This window comes from Xanthomonas sacchari (assembly GCF_040529065.1).
GTDB classification, from domain to species: Bacteria; Pseudomonadota; Gammaproteobacteria; order Xanthomonadales; family Xanthomonadaceae; genus Xanthomonas_A; species Xanthomonas_A sacchari.
This window is the reverse complement of sequence record NZ_CP132343.1, coordinates 4918512-4935000: the sequence shown is the minus strand read 5'-3', so window position 1 is coordinate 4935000 and position 16489 is coordinate 4918512. Positions and strand designations below refer to the sequence as shown.

At 67.8% G+C, this 16489-nt stretch carries 8 protein-coding genes and 2 rRNA genes (1 of these 10 running past the window's edge); 2 read left to right on the top strand and 8 right to left on the bottom strand.

Annotation, left to right across the window (positions count from 1 at the left end):
* Together RAB71_RS21020 and rrf are read left to right on the top strand one after the other, a co-directional pair.
* Positions 1 to 1893, top strand: a 23S ribosomal RNA gene (locus tag RAB71_RS21020); it begins 987 nt to the left of the window's first position.
* A 154-nt stretch (positions 1894 to 2047) separates the two neighbouring features.
* Positions 2048 to 2162, top strand: a 5S ribosomal RNA gene (rrf, locus tag RAB71_RS21015).
* 223 nt (positions 2163 to 2385) lie between these two features.
* On the opposite strand, the gene RAB71_RS21010 is transcribed toward rrf, so the two are convergent.
* From RAB71_RS21010 to gltB, 8 genes are all read right to left on the bottom strand, one after another.
* On the bottom strand, positions 2386 to 3486 hold the full coding sequence (locus tag RAB71_RS21010; RefSeq protein WP_087943468.1) for an alginate lyase family protein: 1101 nt from the start codon (positions 3484 to 3486) through the stop codon (positions 2386 to 2388).
* A gap of 376 nt (positions 3487 to 3862) precedes the next feature.
* Positions 3863 to 5218 (bottom strand): substrate-binding domain-containing protein, encoded by a 1356-nt coding sequence (locus tag RAB71_RS21005; protein ID WP_010342276.1) that lies wholly within the window; start codon positions 5216 to 5218, stop codon positions 3863 to 3865.
* 153 nt (positions 5219 to 5371) lie between these two features.
* Positions 5372 to 6247, bottom strand: a complete 876-nt coding sequence (locus RAB71_RS21000; RefSeq protein ID WP_010342275.1) for a methylglyoxal synthase — start codon at positions 6245 to 6247, stop codon at positions 5372 to 5374.
* Between the two features lie 104 nt (positions 6248 to 6351).
* A complete protein-coding gene (locus RAB71_RS20995) occupies positions 6352 to 7407 on the bottom strand; it encodes a glycoside hydrolase family 5 protein (RefSeq protein ID WP_010342274.1) in 1056 nt (351 codons plus the stop codon).
* A gap of 190 nt (positions 7408 to 7597) precedes the next feature.
* Positions 7598 to 8650: a glycoside hydrolase family 5 protein gene (locus RAB71_RS20990; protein ID WP_010342273.1), complete on the bottom strand. Its 1053-nt coding sequence runs from the start codon at positions 8648 to 8650 to the stop codon at positions 7598 to 7600.
* Positions 8651 to 8923: 273 nt separating this feature from the next.
* The gene (locus tag RAB71_RS20985) at positions 8924 to 9982 is read right to left on the bottom strand and encodes a glycoside hydrolase family 5 protein (protein ID WP_010342272.1); all 1059 of its coding nucleotides are present in this window, start codon (positions 9980 to 9982) and stop codon (positions 8924 to 8926) included.
* A gap of 417 nt (positions 9983 to 10399) precedes the next feature.
* Entirely contained in the window at positions 10400 to 11890 is a 1491-nt protein-coding gene (locus RAB71_RS20980) for an FAD-dependent oxidoreductase (protein ID WP_010342271.1), read from the bottom strand.
* A 126-nt stretch (positions 11891 to 12016) separates the two neighbouring features.
* Positions 12017 to 16471 carry a glutamate synthase large subunit gene (gene gltB, locus RAB71_RS20975; RefSeq protein ID WP_010342270.1) on the bottom strand — a complete coding sequence of 1485 codons (4455 nt, stop codon included), beginning with the start codon at positions 16469 to 16471 and terminating at the stop codon, positions 12017 to 12019.
* Positions 16472 to 16489: the final 18 nt, after the last annotated feature.

Sequence of the window (16489 nt, the reverse complement as noted above, 5' to 3'; positions counted from 1 at the left end):
CAAATTCACTGCTAAGTGGAAAACGATGTGGAAAGGCATAGACAGCCAGGAGGTTGGCTTAGAAGCAGCCACCCTTTAAAGAAAGCGTAATAGCTCACTGGTCGAGTCGGTCTGCGCGGAAGATTTAACGGGGCTAAGCAGTGAACCGAAGCTTGGGGTGCATCGCGATAAGCGATGCGCGGTAGAGGAGCGTTCCGTAAGCCTGCGAAGGTGGATTGAGAAGTCTGCTGGAGGTATCGGAAGTGCGAATGCTGACATGAGTAACGACAATGCGGGTGAAAAACCCGCACGCCGAAAGCCCAAGGTTTCCTTGCGCAACGTTAATCGGCGCAGGGTGAGTCGGCCCCTAAGGCGAGGGCGAAAGCCGTAGTCGATGGGAAGCAGGTTAATATTCCTGCACCTCGCGTAAGTGCGATGGAGGGACGGAGAAGGTTAGGTGTACCGGGCGTTGGTTGTCCCGGGGAAAGGCGGTAGGTTTGGATCTTTGGCAAATCCGGGATCCTTTAAGACCGAGCACCGAGACGAGTCTTTTAGACGAAGTCACTGATACCACGCTTCCAGGAAAAGCTCCTAAGCTTCAGCTTACGCAGACCGTACCGTAAACCGACACAGGTGGGTAGGATGAGAATTCTCAGGCGCTTGAGAGAACTCGGGTGAAGGAACTAGGCAACATGGCACCGTAACTTCGGGAGAAGGTGCACCCTTTTTGGTGGCTCGTGCGAGCTATAGCTGAAGAGGGTCGCAGAAACCAGGCCGCTGCGACTGTTTATCAAAAACACAGCACTCTGCAAACACGAAAGTGGACGTATAGGGTGTGACGCCTGCCCGGTGCTGGAAGGTTAATTGATGGGGTCAGCCGCAAGGCGAAGCTCTTGATCGAAGCCCCAGTAAACGGCGGCCGTAACTATAACGGTCCTAAGGTAGCGAAATTCCTTGTCGGGTAAGTTCCGACCTGCACGAATGGCGTAACGACAGCGGCGCTGTCTCCACCCGAGACTCAGTGAAATTGAAATCGCTGTGAAGATGCAGCGTTCCCGTGGCAAGACGGAAAGACCCCGTGAACCTTTACTATAGCTTTACACTGAACGTTGAGTTCGTCTGTGTAGGATAGGTGGGAGGCTATGAAACTGTGGCGCTAGCTGCAGTGGAGCCATCCTTGAAATACCACCCTGTCGTGCTTGACGTTCTAACCTAGGTCCGTAATCCGGATCGGGGACCGTGTATGGTGGGTAGTTTGACTGGGGCGGTCTCCTCCTAAAGAGTAACGGAGGAGCACGAAGGTACGCTCAGCGCGGTCGGACATCGCGCACTGTGTGCAAAGGCATAAGCGTGCTTGACTGCAAGATCGACGGATCAAGCAGGTACGAAAGTAGGTCTTAGTGATCCGGTGGTTCTGTATGGAAGGGCCATCGCTCAACGGATAAAAGGTACTCCGGGGATAACAGGCTGATACCGCCCAAGAGTTCATATCGACGGCGGTGTTTGGCACCTCGATGTCGGCTCATCACATCCTGGGGCTGTAGTCGGTCCCAAGGGTATGGCTGTTCGCCATTTAAAGTGGTACGCGAGCTGGGTTCAGAACGTCGTGAGACAGTTCGGTCCCTATCTGCCATGGGCGTTGGAGATTTGAGAGGGGCTGCTCCTAGTACGAGAGGACCGGAGTGGACGAACCTCTGGTGTTCCGGTTGTCACGCCAGTGGCATTGCCGGGTAGCTATGTTCGGAAGCGATAACCGCTGAAAGCATCTAAGCGGGAAGCGCGCCTCAAGATGAGATCTCCCGGGACACAAGTCCCCTAAAGGAACCATGTAGACTACGTGGTTGATAGGTCAGGTGTGTAAGTGCAGCAATGCATTGAGCTAACTGATACTAATGATCCGTGCGGCTTGACCATATAACCTCAAGATGCTTCCTCGAAGCATCCCTTAGCGCGACACACGTCGATCGCTCTCACTCGCTCGCTACATCACACCCCATGAGAGGCTGGCGCCCTGCCGTCCTCGGTCCAACAACCGAGAACATGCACGCGGCGACACTCCAACCGTCTCCCTGGTGAAATTAGCGCTGTGGAACCACCCGATCCCATCCCGAACTCGGAAGTGAAACGCAGCTGCGCCGATGGTAGTGTGGCTCAAGCCATGCGAGAGTAGGTCATCGCCAGGGGCTTTACCCCAAATCCCCGTCCGAAAGGACGGGGATTTTTTATTGCGCGTGGAAAAAACAACACCACGCGCGCGCAGATGATCGGGGACGGGCGAAACCGCGCAATGACGGATCGGCGAGGCGCTGCGCGCGCCGCACCCTCACCCCAACCCCTCTCCCGGGGGGAGAGGGGCTCGGTTCCCTTGCCCCTCGGAGGTGGGGGGCCGAAGGGGCGGATACGGCGCTAGCGCTTCGAATCCGGCAAGGTGCTGATCGCCAGGCGCCAGGACGGCGTGCCGTGGCCGAGGTGTTGGGCCAGGCCGGCACAAGCAGGATCGTAGGCCGCCGCAAGCACCAGCAGCGGCACCGCGCTCTCGGCCGCGTAAGGTGCGCCGATCACGTGGCCCGCTTCCCCGTTAGCAGAGCGTGCCTTGTCGAACGGCACCTGGCTGCCGACGAACTCGGCGTGGCTGCGGTCGCCGCGCAGATACGGCAGCAGCCAGTCGACACTGCGTGCCAGCGATGCGCCGTTCGGTGCGCGCCAGTGGTACAGATCCTCGCCGCGTTCGGAGAACAGCAGTGCCAGCGTCACCAGCGGACGCAGGTCGTAGACGTGATAGGACAGCGCATCGCGTTCGACGAAGTCGATGCTGCGGCCGTCGGGCAGCAGGTTGTCGGCGATCTGCTGGCGAAAGCCGGTGCGGGCGTAGTCCAGCAAGCGCTGATCGTCGAGCGCGGCGCCGATCATGCCCACGGTCTTCAGCCGGTGGCTGTGCCAGTTGTTGGTGGCGGTCTTGCGCTTGAGGTCGCGCGAACCGATTTCGGCGTCGGCGATCTTGCGCATCCATGCGTCGATGGCGCGACGTTGTGCGTCTGGCAACGCCGGGCGCACGATGCGGTAAGCGAAGATCGCCGGTTCCAGCCCGGTTTCGTCGATCGGATTGCCGTTGGGCACATTGCGCGCGGCCCATTGTGCGAGCTGGTCGCCGGCGACCAGTGCGTCGGCGCGCTCGCCATCCAGGGCGTAGCGCAGCGCCAGCGCCTGGATGCGTGGCATGTCGCCCAGGCTGGTCTCGGTCGCCGCCTTCACTGGATCGCCGCGCAGGCGGCCGCCGGTGCTCAGCTTGTCGAGCGGGTGCGCACCTTGTGTCCGCGCCGCATCGGCCAGCCGGGCTTGCGCTGCTTCGATCTCGCGCCAGGCTGCATCGGTTGAAGCCGATGCATGCAGCTGTTGCCATTGCGCTGCGGTCGGCCATAGCCGCTGCACCGCGGCGGCGGGCGTGCTGTGGGTCAGCACGAGTCCGGCAAGCACCACGCCGAGAACGGCGTGCGATGGACGAGGCATGGCGATCTCCGGAAGCGCTGGCGAGGATGTCGGGCGACTGTAGGCGCGATGCGGTGAACGCCGGATGGCCGGAGTCCGGAGCATGGTCGCCAGCATGCGCTCGCCGGTGCGCGGATGACGACGGGTCGTATCGGCGCCAGCGTGGCGTCATGCGCACGCGGCTGCCAATGCCTGACACGCTGACCTCCCATCTTCCGCCGGCTAGAGCGCTTCGCGCTCCGTACCCTCACCCCAACCCCTCTCCCGTCGGGAGAGGGGCTTTGGCGTTCCCTTTTTCTCTTGGGATCACGGCCTGCTTTTCGGGGGAAAGGCTACGGAGGGGATGAGCGGCCGAGCGATGTCGTGCCCAACCGGCCGCCACCACGCTCCGGCTGTCCTACCGCGCCCGATCCAGCAACCACACTTCGACGCGTTCGTTGCGCGCCTTGGCCGCCGCGTCCTCGCCGCCGATCAGCGGACGCAGTGCGCCCAGACCGCGTACCCGTTCCACGGCGACACCGCGTTGCACCAGGTAGGCGGCGACGACGTCGGCGCGGTCGTTGCTGGCGATGGTCGGGTACAGCCGGTTGGCGCTGTCCGGTGTGGCGAAGCCGATCACCGCCAGGGCGCGGCCGTGCATCGCCGGCTGTTGCATGAAGGCGACCAGCCGGTCGAGATCCTGGGCGCTGCGCGCTTCGTACATGCCATTGAGCGACTGCAGGCTGAAACGCAGCGTGGTGGTCAGGCGCCGGGCAGCGGCGCTGGCCTGGACATAGGCGCCGTCCGCGCGGGCAGCGGCGGTGGCGCCGTGCGGCGCGGCGGGATCGACGTCGATCGTCATGGCGATCGGGCCGAGTCGGCGCACCACCCGTTGCGCCTGCGGGCCGATCGCGTACAGCGCCAGGCTGCGGCCGAGCGCCGACATCATCTGGCCGCCGTACAGGCTGTAGCGCTGGACCAGCGGATAGTCCTCGCCGCGCACGGCGGCGTCGGTCGGGAGCACGGCGATACCGCCGTCGGCGATGGCCAGCGCGCGCGACCCGGCCGGCACCGGCGTGGTCAGGCCGACGACCGCCAAGGCGTCGGGATGGCCGGCGACGGCGCATGCCGCCTCGGCCAGGTCGGCATGCAGGACGTTCCCCGGCGTGCGCAGCGCCGGCAGCGCCAGGCGTTCGCGCAGGAAGTCGTCGAGACCGCCGGGAATAGCACTGCGGTGCAGCGCGATCGGCAGGTCCGCGCCGCCGAGTTGCGACCAGCGCGTCGTCCGGCCGCTCAGGATGTCGCGCAGTTGCGCGACGCTCAGCGTGGCGATGGGGTTGTCGGCGGACACCAGCACCCGCGCGCCATCCAGGGCGACGACGAACTGCTGGTCCGGCGAGCCCAGGTCGCCGAGCTGCCAGGCGGCCTCGCGTTCGCGCGCATCGGGCTGGCGCGCCAGCATCGCCAGTTCGGCGTCGCCATGCACCAGGTCGGCGAAGCCGGCGGCCGCGCCGGTGCCGGCGATCTCCACGACCAGCGGCGCCTCGTCGCGGACCGCGGCGATCTCCAGCGTCGTCGCATCGATGCGATGCCGTTGCAGTTGCCGGTAGCCCATGCTCTGCAGCCAGGATTCCACCAGCGCCGGCATCAGCCGCGCACCGAGGCTGTTGGAGCCGTGCACACGCAGGCGTTCGGCCGATTGTGCGAACGCGGCCGGCAGCACGCACAGCATTGCCGCGCCGAGCAGCAGCAGGCGCAGGGTGAAACGCAACATGGGATCCCCCCTGGGATCTGGACAGGCGCGGCAGTGTTGGCGATCGGCGTGACATCGCAGTGACTGTGCGCATGGTCACGCACGACACCGCCGCGTCGCGGCGTGTCCTGCAGACGGTCAACGCGCGACGCGATCGCGCGGGACCGTCGAACCTCAGGCCGATCCGAGCCGGCGTGCGGCGGCCTGCGCCCAGCGCGCGGCGATCGCCGGCGAGGTGATGCACACGGCGCTGTCGGTGACCGTGGTGACCGCGCGTTCCAGCAACTGGATGTCGGCCTCGTGCTGACGCGCGACGTGCGGATCCTCGAAGAAGATCGCGCGATGGCAGCGCCGTTCCAGGACGCGATCGGCGATCTGCGCGTCGCCGCCCATCGGACCGCTCTGGTAGCGGTGCACCCAGTCCTGGCCCTGCGGCCAGCCGCGGCTCCAGGCCAGTTCGTTGAGCCGCTGCCCGGTGGTGCCGGTGGCCACGCGCTCGGCGAAGCGCGACAGCAGTTCGAAATGTTCGCTGGCGAAGGCCAGCATCTGCGGCTTCATCGCATCGTGGGCGATCAGCGCAAGGGTCTGCCGCGGCAGCGCGTAGAGATCGTCGGCGCCGGGATCCGGTGGCAACCCGGCGTGGATGCGCTCCATCTCGACCCAATCGCGGGCGCTGGCCACGGTGGAAATGAACGGCTTGCCGTGGATCACGCACTGGCGCTTGAGCGCGATCGCCTCGGGGAAGATCGAGGACGGGTCGACCGGATCGATCAGGTAGATGGCACCGTCCAGGGTCCGCTCGGCGCCTTCCAGGCCCACGACCTCGGCCACCAGCTTCATCAGTCCGCCCTCGCGGCCGAACGGGTAGCGCCTGAGGCCGGCATGGCCGACCAGCAGGCCGGCACGAACGATCGCCTCGTGGGTACGGCCGACCGCGTGCAGGCCGAGCTGCAATTCGCGGATACCGGCTTCGCTGGCGCGCAGCCAGCGGAACAGCGCGGCATCCTTGCCCTGGTGGTGCAGTCGGTTGGCGGCCAGGCCCAGGCGCATGCGTCGATCCGTGCGGGAAAGGTGCGACAGTCTGCGCCCGATGGCGGTGTCGACTCAATCGCCGCGATCGCCGGGCCGCCGCTGCGGACCCGGCGTTGCCGCAGTCACTGCGTGACTTGCTGGGCGCGCACCGCCAGTACGTCCATCTGCGGCTTGTCGGCGCCGCTCTTGTCCGGCTGCAGGTTGAACGCGTAGTCGCTGCGCCACCACGCGCCGCCGGCCCAGGCGGTCCAGCCCAGCCAGACGTCGCGATTGTCGTGGACGTAGCCGAGCATGGTGTCCAGCGCGGCCAGACAGGTGGGGTCGCTGCTGCCGCCGAACTCGCCGAGGAAGCCGCGATAGCCATTGGCGCGCAGCCATTGGGTGAACGCTTGCAGGCGTTCCGCGCCGATGCTGGTGCTGACGCAGGCGGCACTGGTGCCGGAGGAGTCGGCATCCAGGTACTGGTGCACTTCGAACGCCAGGTTGCCGGCCGGGTCGTGGACCGTCAGCAACCCCTGTGCATTGGAGACGCCGTACCAGGTGCTGTTCCAACTGTGCGCGCCGCTGAAGGCGGTGCCGGGCACCAGGATCAGGTTGTCGGCGCCGGTGCCGCGGATCGCGTCGATGGCCGCCTGCGCGATGGCGGCCCAATCGCCGGAGGGCAGGCCGTTGGGTTCGTTCATCAGCCCGAACACCACGCTGCCGTCGTTGCCGAACACAAACGCCAGGCGCCGCCACAGATCGGCCAGTGCCGCCGCCGGCACCGCGTCGCCGCCGATGCGCACGCCGTCGTACTTGGCGTAGTTGTGCACGTCGAGGATCAGCTGCAGGTCGTAGCGCTTGGCGCGTTCGACGGCGGTGCGCAGGGCGTCGAGTTGTGCGGCATCGAGCGGGCCGTTGGCCTGCGGCTGCAGCCGCTCCCACAGGAACGGCAGGCGCACGATGTTCATGCCCTGCGCCGCGGTGTACGCATAGTCGGCGTCGGTGGGATACACGTAGTCCTTGAACAGCACGCCCGGCTTTTTCGCCGAGTTGAATTCGGCACCGGCGAGGTTGATGCCGGCGTAGCGCAGCGTCTGTTGCGCGTGGGCGAACGGCGCGCAGGCGGCCAGGAGCAGGCACAGCGCGGCGCGCTGCCGCCACTGCGGGGAACGGGAAACACGGGTAATGCGTGGCATGGCGGATCCTTCGTGGGGAAGAGCGGCAGGCACCGCCGCGATGCGGCGTGCGCGGCCGTGCACAACGCTGCAACCGCCATGCCAGAGCGATCGTCGTCGTGGGAAATGTGCGACGCATTGCACGTCGCACGTCATGCGTTCGCGCGCACCGCGTTGTGCGCGTTCGTCGCTCTGGCGGCGTCGGCCGCGCTCAGCGCGTGATGCGCTGCGCCCAGGGCGCGAGGATCGCCATCTGCGGACGGTCGTGGCCGTCGGCGTCGGGCTCCACATTGAACGGATAGTCGGCGCGCCACCAGGCGCCGCCTGCCCAATAGCTCCAGCCCAGCCACAGCGTCGGGTGCTGCGCGATGTCGGCGAGCATGCCATCGAGCGCGCGGCGGCAGACCGGATTGTCGGCGGCGGCGAATTCGCCGAGGAAGCCGAGGTGGCCGGTCTCCTGCAACCATCCGGTGAACGCACGCAGGCGTTCGACGCCGATGTCGTCGCTGACGCAGACCGGGCTGGTGCCGCTGGAGTCCGCGTCGAGGTACTGATGCACTTCGATCGCCATGCGCTGCAGCGGGTCGTGCAGCCCGGCCAGCGCGCTGGCGTTCGAGGTGCCGCCCACCGGGGTGTACCAGCTATGCGCGCCGGTCCACAGCGCGCCCGGCACCAGGATCAGGTTGCTGGCGCCGGTGGCGCGGATCGCATCGACCGCGGCCTGCGCGGCGGCGGCCCACGCAGCCGGCGTGATGCCGTTGGGCTCGTTCATCAGCCCGAACACCACCGCATTGTCGCTGCCGTAGGCGCGCGCCAGGCGCTGCCATAAGTCGACGAAGGCGGCGACCGGCAGGCCGGTGCTGCCGACGAGGCGACCGTCGTAGCGCGCGTAGTTGTGGATGTCCACGATCACGTACATGCCCTGCGCCTTGGCCTGCTGCACGGCGTCGTCGAGCAACGCCAGTTGCGCGGCGTCCAGTGGCCCTTGCGGCTGCGGCTGCAGGCGTTCCCAGCGCACCGGCAGGCGCAGCAGGTTCATGCCCTTGCCGGCGAAATAGGTGTAGTCGCTGCTGCGCGGATAGGTGTAGTCGACACCGACGACACCGGGGATCTTCGACGGCGCGATCTCGGCGCCGGACAGGTTGACGCCGGCAAGACGCAGCGCTTGCTGCGCGTGCAACGGGACGAGCGGAACGGACAGGCACAGCAGCAGCGCGGCACGCCAGGCGTGCCGCGACCGCCGCCGCAAGGTGCGCGCGATCATGGCGGATCTCCTTCGGCATCAGAGGGGGAACCCGGCCGATGCAGAGAGAGCAGCCGGGCTGATGACAACGGTGTGCGAACACCGTAGTGCATTGCCGAGGTCAGGGCGATACGTCGCAGGCGCGCATGCATGGATCTGTGCGGCGATTGGCAGCGCGATCCGGTACTGGATCGCGCTGCATGCGCCGTGCCTGGTGTGTGCGTCGCCGACGCTGCACGCCGCGGTGCGGAGATGCGCAAGGCGTTGCCGGCATGCAGAGCCGGCAACGACGTCTCACTTCTTGCCGGTGATCTGGCGCGCGTACTTGGACAGGATTCCCATCTGCGGCTTCTCGCTGCCGTCCTTGCCGGGTTGCACGTTGAACGGATAGTCGGGCTTCCACCATGCGCCGGCCGCCCACCAGGTCCAGCCCAGGATCACGTCGTCGTTCTTCTGCATGTAGCTGAGCATGTTCTCCAGCGCCTCATTGCAGGTGGGCGTATTCGCGGTGGCGAACTCGCCGATGAAGCCGACCTTCTTGTTCTCGCGCAACCAGCTGACGAATCCGGCCAGCTTCTCGGCGCCGGCGGTGGCGCTGACGCACTCGCCCTTGGTGCCGCTGTTGTCGCGGTCCAGGTACTGGTGCGCTTCGAACGCCATGCGGTTGCGCGGGTCCTTCAGCGGCTGCAGCGCCACCGCGTTGGGCGTGCCGTAGGAGGTGCTGCGCCAGCTGTGCGCGCCGGTGTAGGCGGTGCCCGGCACCAGGATCAGGTTGTTGGCGCCGGCCTTGCGGATGGCGTCGATCGCCGCTTGCGCCGCGCTGGCCCAGTCGGTCGAGGACACCGCGTTGGGCTCGTTCATCAGCCCGAAGATGACGTTGTCGTCGCCCTTGAACTCCTTGGCCAGGCGCCGCCACAGATCGGCGAACACGTCGTCGGGGGCGCCTTCGCTGCCGACCAGCGCGCCGTTGTACTTGGCGTAATTGTGCGGATCCAGGATCAGGTACATGCGGTTGGCCTTGGCCTGCTCCACCGCCTTCTTCAACAGCGCCAGTTGCGCCGGGTCGAACTCGCCCTTGGCGGTGGGCTGCAGGCGTTCCCACAGGAACGGCAGGCGGATGGTGTTCATGCCCTTGCTGGCGAAGTAGCTGTAGTCGCTGGCGGTCGGGTAGGTGTAGTCCTTGTAGAGCACGCCGGGCTTCTTGCCGGAGTTGAACTCGGCGCCGGACAGGTTGACGCCGGCGTACTTGAGCACGCTGCGGCCTTCGGCGGCGGCGTTGCAGGCGACGGTGGCGAGCAGCAGCGCCAGCGGCAGGGAACGCCAGCGCGGGGAACACGACGAGGAAAGCGACATGGGGGAGCTTCCTGGAGTGAAGGGGGAGCGCCGCCCGCTCGGGGGAGTGCGGGACGGCAGGCGCAAGCGTGCAAGGATCGCCCCCATGACCGCCAGCTTGGACGCACCCGTGTTAGCCGGGCATTCACCTGGAACAGACAGGCCGTGCGCGGACGCCAGCCGGCATCACAGCGCGCGCGTGGTGCAACTGGCAGTGGTGGCGTGACCGCGGTCGCGATGCCCGCCTGCCAGGGCCTGCAGCGATGGCAGAGCGGGGTGTTCGTCCGCACCAGCGACCCTGCGCGCAGCCTGTTCCCGGCGCGTGCTGGCGGTACGGGATCGAGGATGCTGCCTTAGGCCGCTTCCGCCGATCCCGCAAGGTTTGTCGTCGCCGTCGTCCCCGAATGCCCGACGTCTGTCGAAGCCCGGGCAGGGCGCTCAGGCCGCTGCCTGGGTGGTCACCGGCAGGCGGTTGCCGATCCATTCGGCGATGCTGGCCGCGGCATCGCGGCCTTCGGCCACGGCGGTCACCACCAGGTCGGCGCCGCGCACGGCGTCGCCGCCGGCGAACAGCTTGGGGTTGGTGGTCTGGTACGGCAGGCGGCCGCTGCCATCGGACTCGCCGCCGCCGGCGAGGATGCGGCCGTTGGCGGTACCTTCCACGCCCTGCGCCGCCAGCCACTCCGGCACGCTCGGCGAGAAGCCGAAGGCGATGATCACCACGTCCGCGTCCAGCAGCGATTCGCTGCCTTCCACCGGCACCGCGGCCTGGCGCCCGCGCGCATCCGGCTCGCCCAGACGGGTCTGCACCACGCGCACGCCGACCAGGTTGCCGGCGGCGTCGGCTTCAACCGCCAGCGGCTGGCGGTTGAACAGGAAGCGCACGCCTTCCTCGCGCGCATTGGCCACCTCGCGCGCCGAGCCGGGCATGTTGGCCTCGTCGCGGCGGTAGACGCAGGTGACTTTGGCCGCGCCGAGGCGGATGGCGCTGCGCACGCAATCCATGCCGGTGTCGCCGCCGCCGAGCACGACCACGCGCTTGCCGCTCAGGTCGGGCAGCGCGATCTTGTCTTCCCAGCCGGCGATCGGCCGGCCCCAGGGATCGTTGCCGCCGACGATGCGGCTGTTCTGCACCAGGAACGGCAGCGCCGGCAGCACGCCGGGCAGATCCTGGCCAGGCAGGCCGCCGTCGGTGTAGCGGTACGCGCCGGTGCCCAGGAACACCGCGTCGTACTCCTCAAGCAACTGCTCCAGGCTCACGTCGCGGCCGATCTCCACGCCCAGGCGGAACTGCACGCCCATGCCTTCGAGCACCTCGCGGCGCTTGCCGATCACGCTCTTGTCCAGCTTGAAGCTGGGGATGCCGAACTGCAGCAGCCCGCCGATCTGCTCGTAGCGGTCGTACACCACCGCCTGGATGCCGGCACGGGCCAGGCGGTCGGCGCAGCTGAGCCCTGCCGGGCCGGCGCCGATGACCGCCACGCGCTTGCCGGTGGGCTCGACCTGGCTCAGGTCCGGGCGCCAGCCGTTGTTGAGCGCGGTATCGACGATGTACTTCTCCACCGCGCCGATGGTGACCGCGCCGAATTCCTCCAGCGTGCAGCTGCCTTCGCACAGGCGGTCCTGCGGGCACACCCGGCCGCACACTTCCGGCAGCGGGTTGGTGCTGTGGCACAGCGCTGCGGCCTCTTCGATGCGGTTTTCCTGCACCAGCTGCAGCCACTGCGGGATGGCGTTGTGCACCGGACACTTCCAGCTGCAGTACGGGTTGCCGCAATCCAGGCAGCGCCCGGCCTGGTACTGCGCATCGGCCTTGTCGAACTTGCCGTACAGCTCGTTCCAGTCGCCGGAGGTACGCAGTTCCACCGGGATGCGCTGCGGCATCTGCCGCGGCAGGTCGAGGAACTGGAAGGCGTGTTTGCGGCTCATGGTGTGGGGAACCGGGAATGGGGAATGGGGAATGGCAAAAGCGAATCTGCGCGCGCGATCGGAAACTGGGGGAGCCGGGCTTTTACCATTCCCGATTCTCCATTCCCGATTCCCGGCGTGCCGCCATCAAGCGGCGCGCCTCAGCGACTCGGTCAACGACTCGATGCTCGCCGCCTTCGGTTTGACCAGCCAGAACTTGCCGACGTAGTCGCGGAATTCGTCGAGGATCTGCTGCGCCCAGATGCTGCCGGTCAGTTCGCGGTGGCGGCTGATCAGCTTGTGCAGGTGCTGGCGGTGGCTCTCGAAACCTTCGGCGGAGATGCGGTGGATGTCGATCAGTTCGTGGTTGTAGCGGTCGACGAAGTCGCGGTCCACGTCGAGCACGTAGGCCAGGCCGCCGGTGAAGCCGGCGCCGAAGTTCAGGCCGACCTTGCCCAGCACCAGCACGATGCCGTCGGTCATGTACTCGCAGCAGTGGTCGCCGGCGCCCTCGATCACCGCCAGCGCGCCGGAGTTGCGCACCGCGAAGCGCTCGCCGGCGCGGCCGGCCGCGTACAGCTCGCCGCCGGTGGCGCCGTACAGGCAGGTGTTGCCGATGATCGCGGTGCTGCGCGCCTCGAAGCGCGCTCCGCGCGGCGGGCGTACCACCAGGCGGCCGCCGGCCATGCCCTTGCCGACGTAGTCGTTGGCCTCGCCTTCCAGTTCCAGGTGCAGGCCGCCGGCGTTGAACGCGCCGAAACTCTGCCCGGCCGAGCCGCGGAAGCGCAGGGTCAGCGGCGCATCGTCCATGCCGTGGTTGCCGTGGACGCGGGCGATGGCGCCGGACAGGCGCGCGCCGATCGAGCGGTCGGTGTTGTGGATCAGGAAGCGATGGTCGCCGCCGCGCTTGTGCGCGATGGCGTCGGCGAGCAGGCCGTCCATCTGCGTGGCCAGGCTGTCCGGCGATTCGTACAGGCGCTGCGCGGCGCAGTGGCCGCCGTCGTGGCGCACGTCCTTGAGCAGCCGCGACAGGTCCACGCGCACGCCTTCGCGCGGCGAGATGTCCAGTTGCTGCAGCAGTTCGGTGCGGCCGACGATCTCGTCCAGCGAGCGCACGCCCAGGTACGACAGCCATTGCCGCACTTCCTCGGCCAGCAGCCGGAAGAAGTTCTCCACGCGCTCGGGCAGGCCGACGAAGTGGTTGGCGCGCAGGCGCTCGTCCTGGGTGGCCACGCCGGTGGCGCAGTTGTTGAGGTGGCAGATGCGCAAGTACTTGCAGCCGAGCACGATCATCGGCCCGGTGCCGAAGCCGAAGCTGTCCGCGCCCAGGATCGCCGCCTTCACCACGTCCAGGCCGGTCTTTAGGCCGCCGTCGGTCTGCAGGATGGTGCGCGTGCGCAGGTCGTTGGCGACCAGCGCCTGGTGCGACTCAGCCACGCCCAGTTCCCACGGCACGCCGGCGTAGCGGATCGAGCTGACCGGGCTGGCACCGGTGCCGCCGTCGTGGCCGGACACGGTGATCAGGTCGGCACCGGCCTTGACCACGCCGGCGGCGATGGTGCCCACGCCGGCATGGCTGACCAGCTTCACCGACACCAGCGCGCTGGGATTGACCTGCTTGAGATCGTAGATGAGCTGCGCCAAGTCTTCGATCGAGTAGATGTCGTGGTGCGGCGGCGGCGAGATCAGGCCGATGCCCGGCTTGGCGTAGCGCAGCCGCGCGATCAGTTCGTTGACCTTGTGCCCGGGCAACTGGCCGCCTTCGCCGGGCTTGGCGCCCTGCGCGACCTTGATCTGCAGCACCTCGGCGTTGACCAGGTATTCGGGGGTGACGCCGAAGCGGCCGGATGCCACCTGCTTGATCTTGGAGCGCTTCTCGGTGCCGTAGCGCGCCGGGTCTTCGCCGCCTTCGCCGGAATTGCTGCGCCCGCCGAGGCGGTTCATCGCGATCGCCAGCGCCTCGTGCGCCTCCGGCGACAGCGCGCCGAGGCTGATCGCGGCGGTGTCGAAGCGACGCAGCAGGTCCTCGGCCGGCGCCACCTCGTCCAGCGGCGTCGGCGTCTCAGCGCGCTTGAGTTCCAGCAGGTCGCGCAGGGCCGAGGCCGGGCGCCCGTGCACCGCGGCGGCGTAGGCGTCCCAGTCTGCCTGCAGGCCGCTGCGGGTCGCGCGCTGCAGGGTCAGCACCACGTCCGGGTTGTACATGTGGTACTCGCCGCCGTGCACGTACTTGAGCAGGCCGCCCACTTCCGGCTTGAGCAGGTCGTTCCAGGCGCGCGCGGCGAGCTGCCGCGCCTCGGTGTCCAGCCGCGCCAGGCCGACGCCGCCGATGCGCGCGGCGGTGTCCGGGAAGCACAGCGCCACCACGTCCGGATCCAGCCCGACGATCTCGAACAGCTGCGCGCCGCGATAGCTGGCGATGGTACAGATGCCCATCTTGGAGATGATCTTGGACAGGCCCTTGTAGATGCCCTTGCGGTACTTGCGGCCGATCTGGGTCTGCTCGCCGCCGCTCTTGAGCAGCAGGATGCCGCGCCGGCCCAGGTCGAACAGGGTCTGGTAGGCCAGGTACGGATACACCGCGGTGGCGCCGAAGCCGAGCAGGCAGGCCATGTGGTGCGGATCGCGCGCGGTGCCGGTCTCGATGATCAGGTTGACGTCGCAGCGCAGGCCCACGCGCGAGAGGTGGTGGTGCACCGCGCCGGTGGCCAGCAGCGCATGCGCCATCGGCCGTTCCGGCACCGGGTAGCGGTCGGTCAGCAGCAGCATGACCTTGCCGTCGCGCGCGGCCTGTTCGGCCTCGGCGCAGATGCGCTTGAGGCCGGCCTCCAGGCCTTCCTCGACGCTGTAGGACAGGTCGATCTGCGCGTTGCGGGTCTGGTACTGCGGCATCTTCAGCAACTGCCGCAGCTTGCGCTGGCTGAGCACCGGCGAGTTGAGGATGACGTGGTTCACCGTCTCCGGGCCGGCATGGAAGATGTTGGTCTCCTTGCCGAGCTGGGTGGTCAGCGACATCACGCAGTCTTCCCGCAGCGGATCGATCGGCGGGTTGGTGACCTGGGCGAAGGCCTGGCGGAAGTAGTCGTAGAGCGGCCGGGTGTGGCGGCTGAGCACCGCCATCGGGGTGTCGTCGCCCATCGAGCCGGTGGCTTCCTGCTCGGTCTCGGCCAGCGGCCGCAGCACCTGCTCCACTTCCTCGGTGCTGAGTTGGAACAGCTTGTGGTAGCTGCGCAGGGTGCGCTCGTCGAACGGCTCCTCGACCAGCGAGGGGTCGATCAGCTCGGTCTGCAGGTAGGTCACGCCCTGCTGCAGCCACTGCTTGTACGGGGCGCGGCCGCGGTTGATGCGGTCGATGGCGTCGGAATCGAGCAGGTCGCCGCGCTTGAGGTCGATGGCCATCATCTCGCCAGGGCCGAGCTTGCCCTTGCGGGTGACGCGCTCGGCCGGCAGTTCCCACACGCCGGCTTCGGAGGCCACGAGGAAGTGGCGATCGGAGGTCAGCATCCAGCGCGCGGGGCGCAGGCCGTTGCGGTCGAGCATGCACGCGGCGTAGCGGCCGTCGCAGGCGACGATGCCGGCCGGGCCATCCCACGGCTCGGTGTTGAGGCCGTAGAACTCGTAGAACGCGGCCAGGTCGGCGTCCTTGAACTCCAGCGACTGCGTGGCCGGCGGCACCAGGATGCGCAGCGCCTGCAGCAGGTCCATGCCGCCGGCGACCAGCAGCTCGAGCATGTTGTCCAGGCTCTGCGAATCGGAGCCGTGCATGGAGATCACCGGGTCGAACTCGGCGATGTCGAAGCGCGGAGTCTTCCACACCTTGCTGCGCGCCTGCGCCCAGTGCCGGTTGCCCTCGATGGTGTTGATCTCGCCGTTGTGGGCGAGCAGGCGGAACGGATGCGCCAGCGGCCAGCGCGGCAGCGTGTTGGTGGAGAAGCGCTGGTGGAACACGATGGCGCTGGAGGCCAGGTCGTTGCGCTGCAGATCCGGGTAGAAGGTGCTGAGCTTGTCCGGCAGCACCATGCCCTTGTAGCTGATGCCGTTGGGCGAGAGCGTGGTGACGTAGAAATCGGCGACGTCGCGCAGGCGCTGCTCGGCGCGGCGGCGCGCCAGGAACAGGGCCAGGGCGAAGGCGTCCTCGCCCTGCTCGGCGCCGGCATCGACGAACACCTGCTCGATGTGCGGCAAGGTGTCCTTGGCCAATTGCCCGCACACCGCATCGTCGGTGGGGGTGAGGCGCCAGCCGCAGGGCTGCACGTCGACGCGGCGCAGTTCTTCTTCCAGCACCTGGCGGCAGCGCGCGGCGGCATCGGCGTCGCGCGGCAGGAACACGTTGCCGGCGGCGAAGCGCGCGCCGACGCTCAGGCCGGCCTCGCGCGCCAGCGCGCGCAGGAACGGCTCGGGTTTGCGGATCAGCAGGCCGCAGCCGTCGCCGGTGAGGCCGTCGGCGGCGACGCCGCCGCGGTGTGTCATGCGCGACAGTGCGGCGATGGCGGTATCCACCAGCGCCCGCGAAGGTTGGTCGTCGAGTTGCGCGACCATGCCGAAACCACAGGCATCGCGCTCGTCTTGGGGGTCGTAGAGCCCGTGGCGGTTGCGGGGGGCCATGTCTGCCTCTGAAAGCGA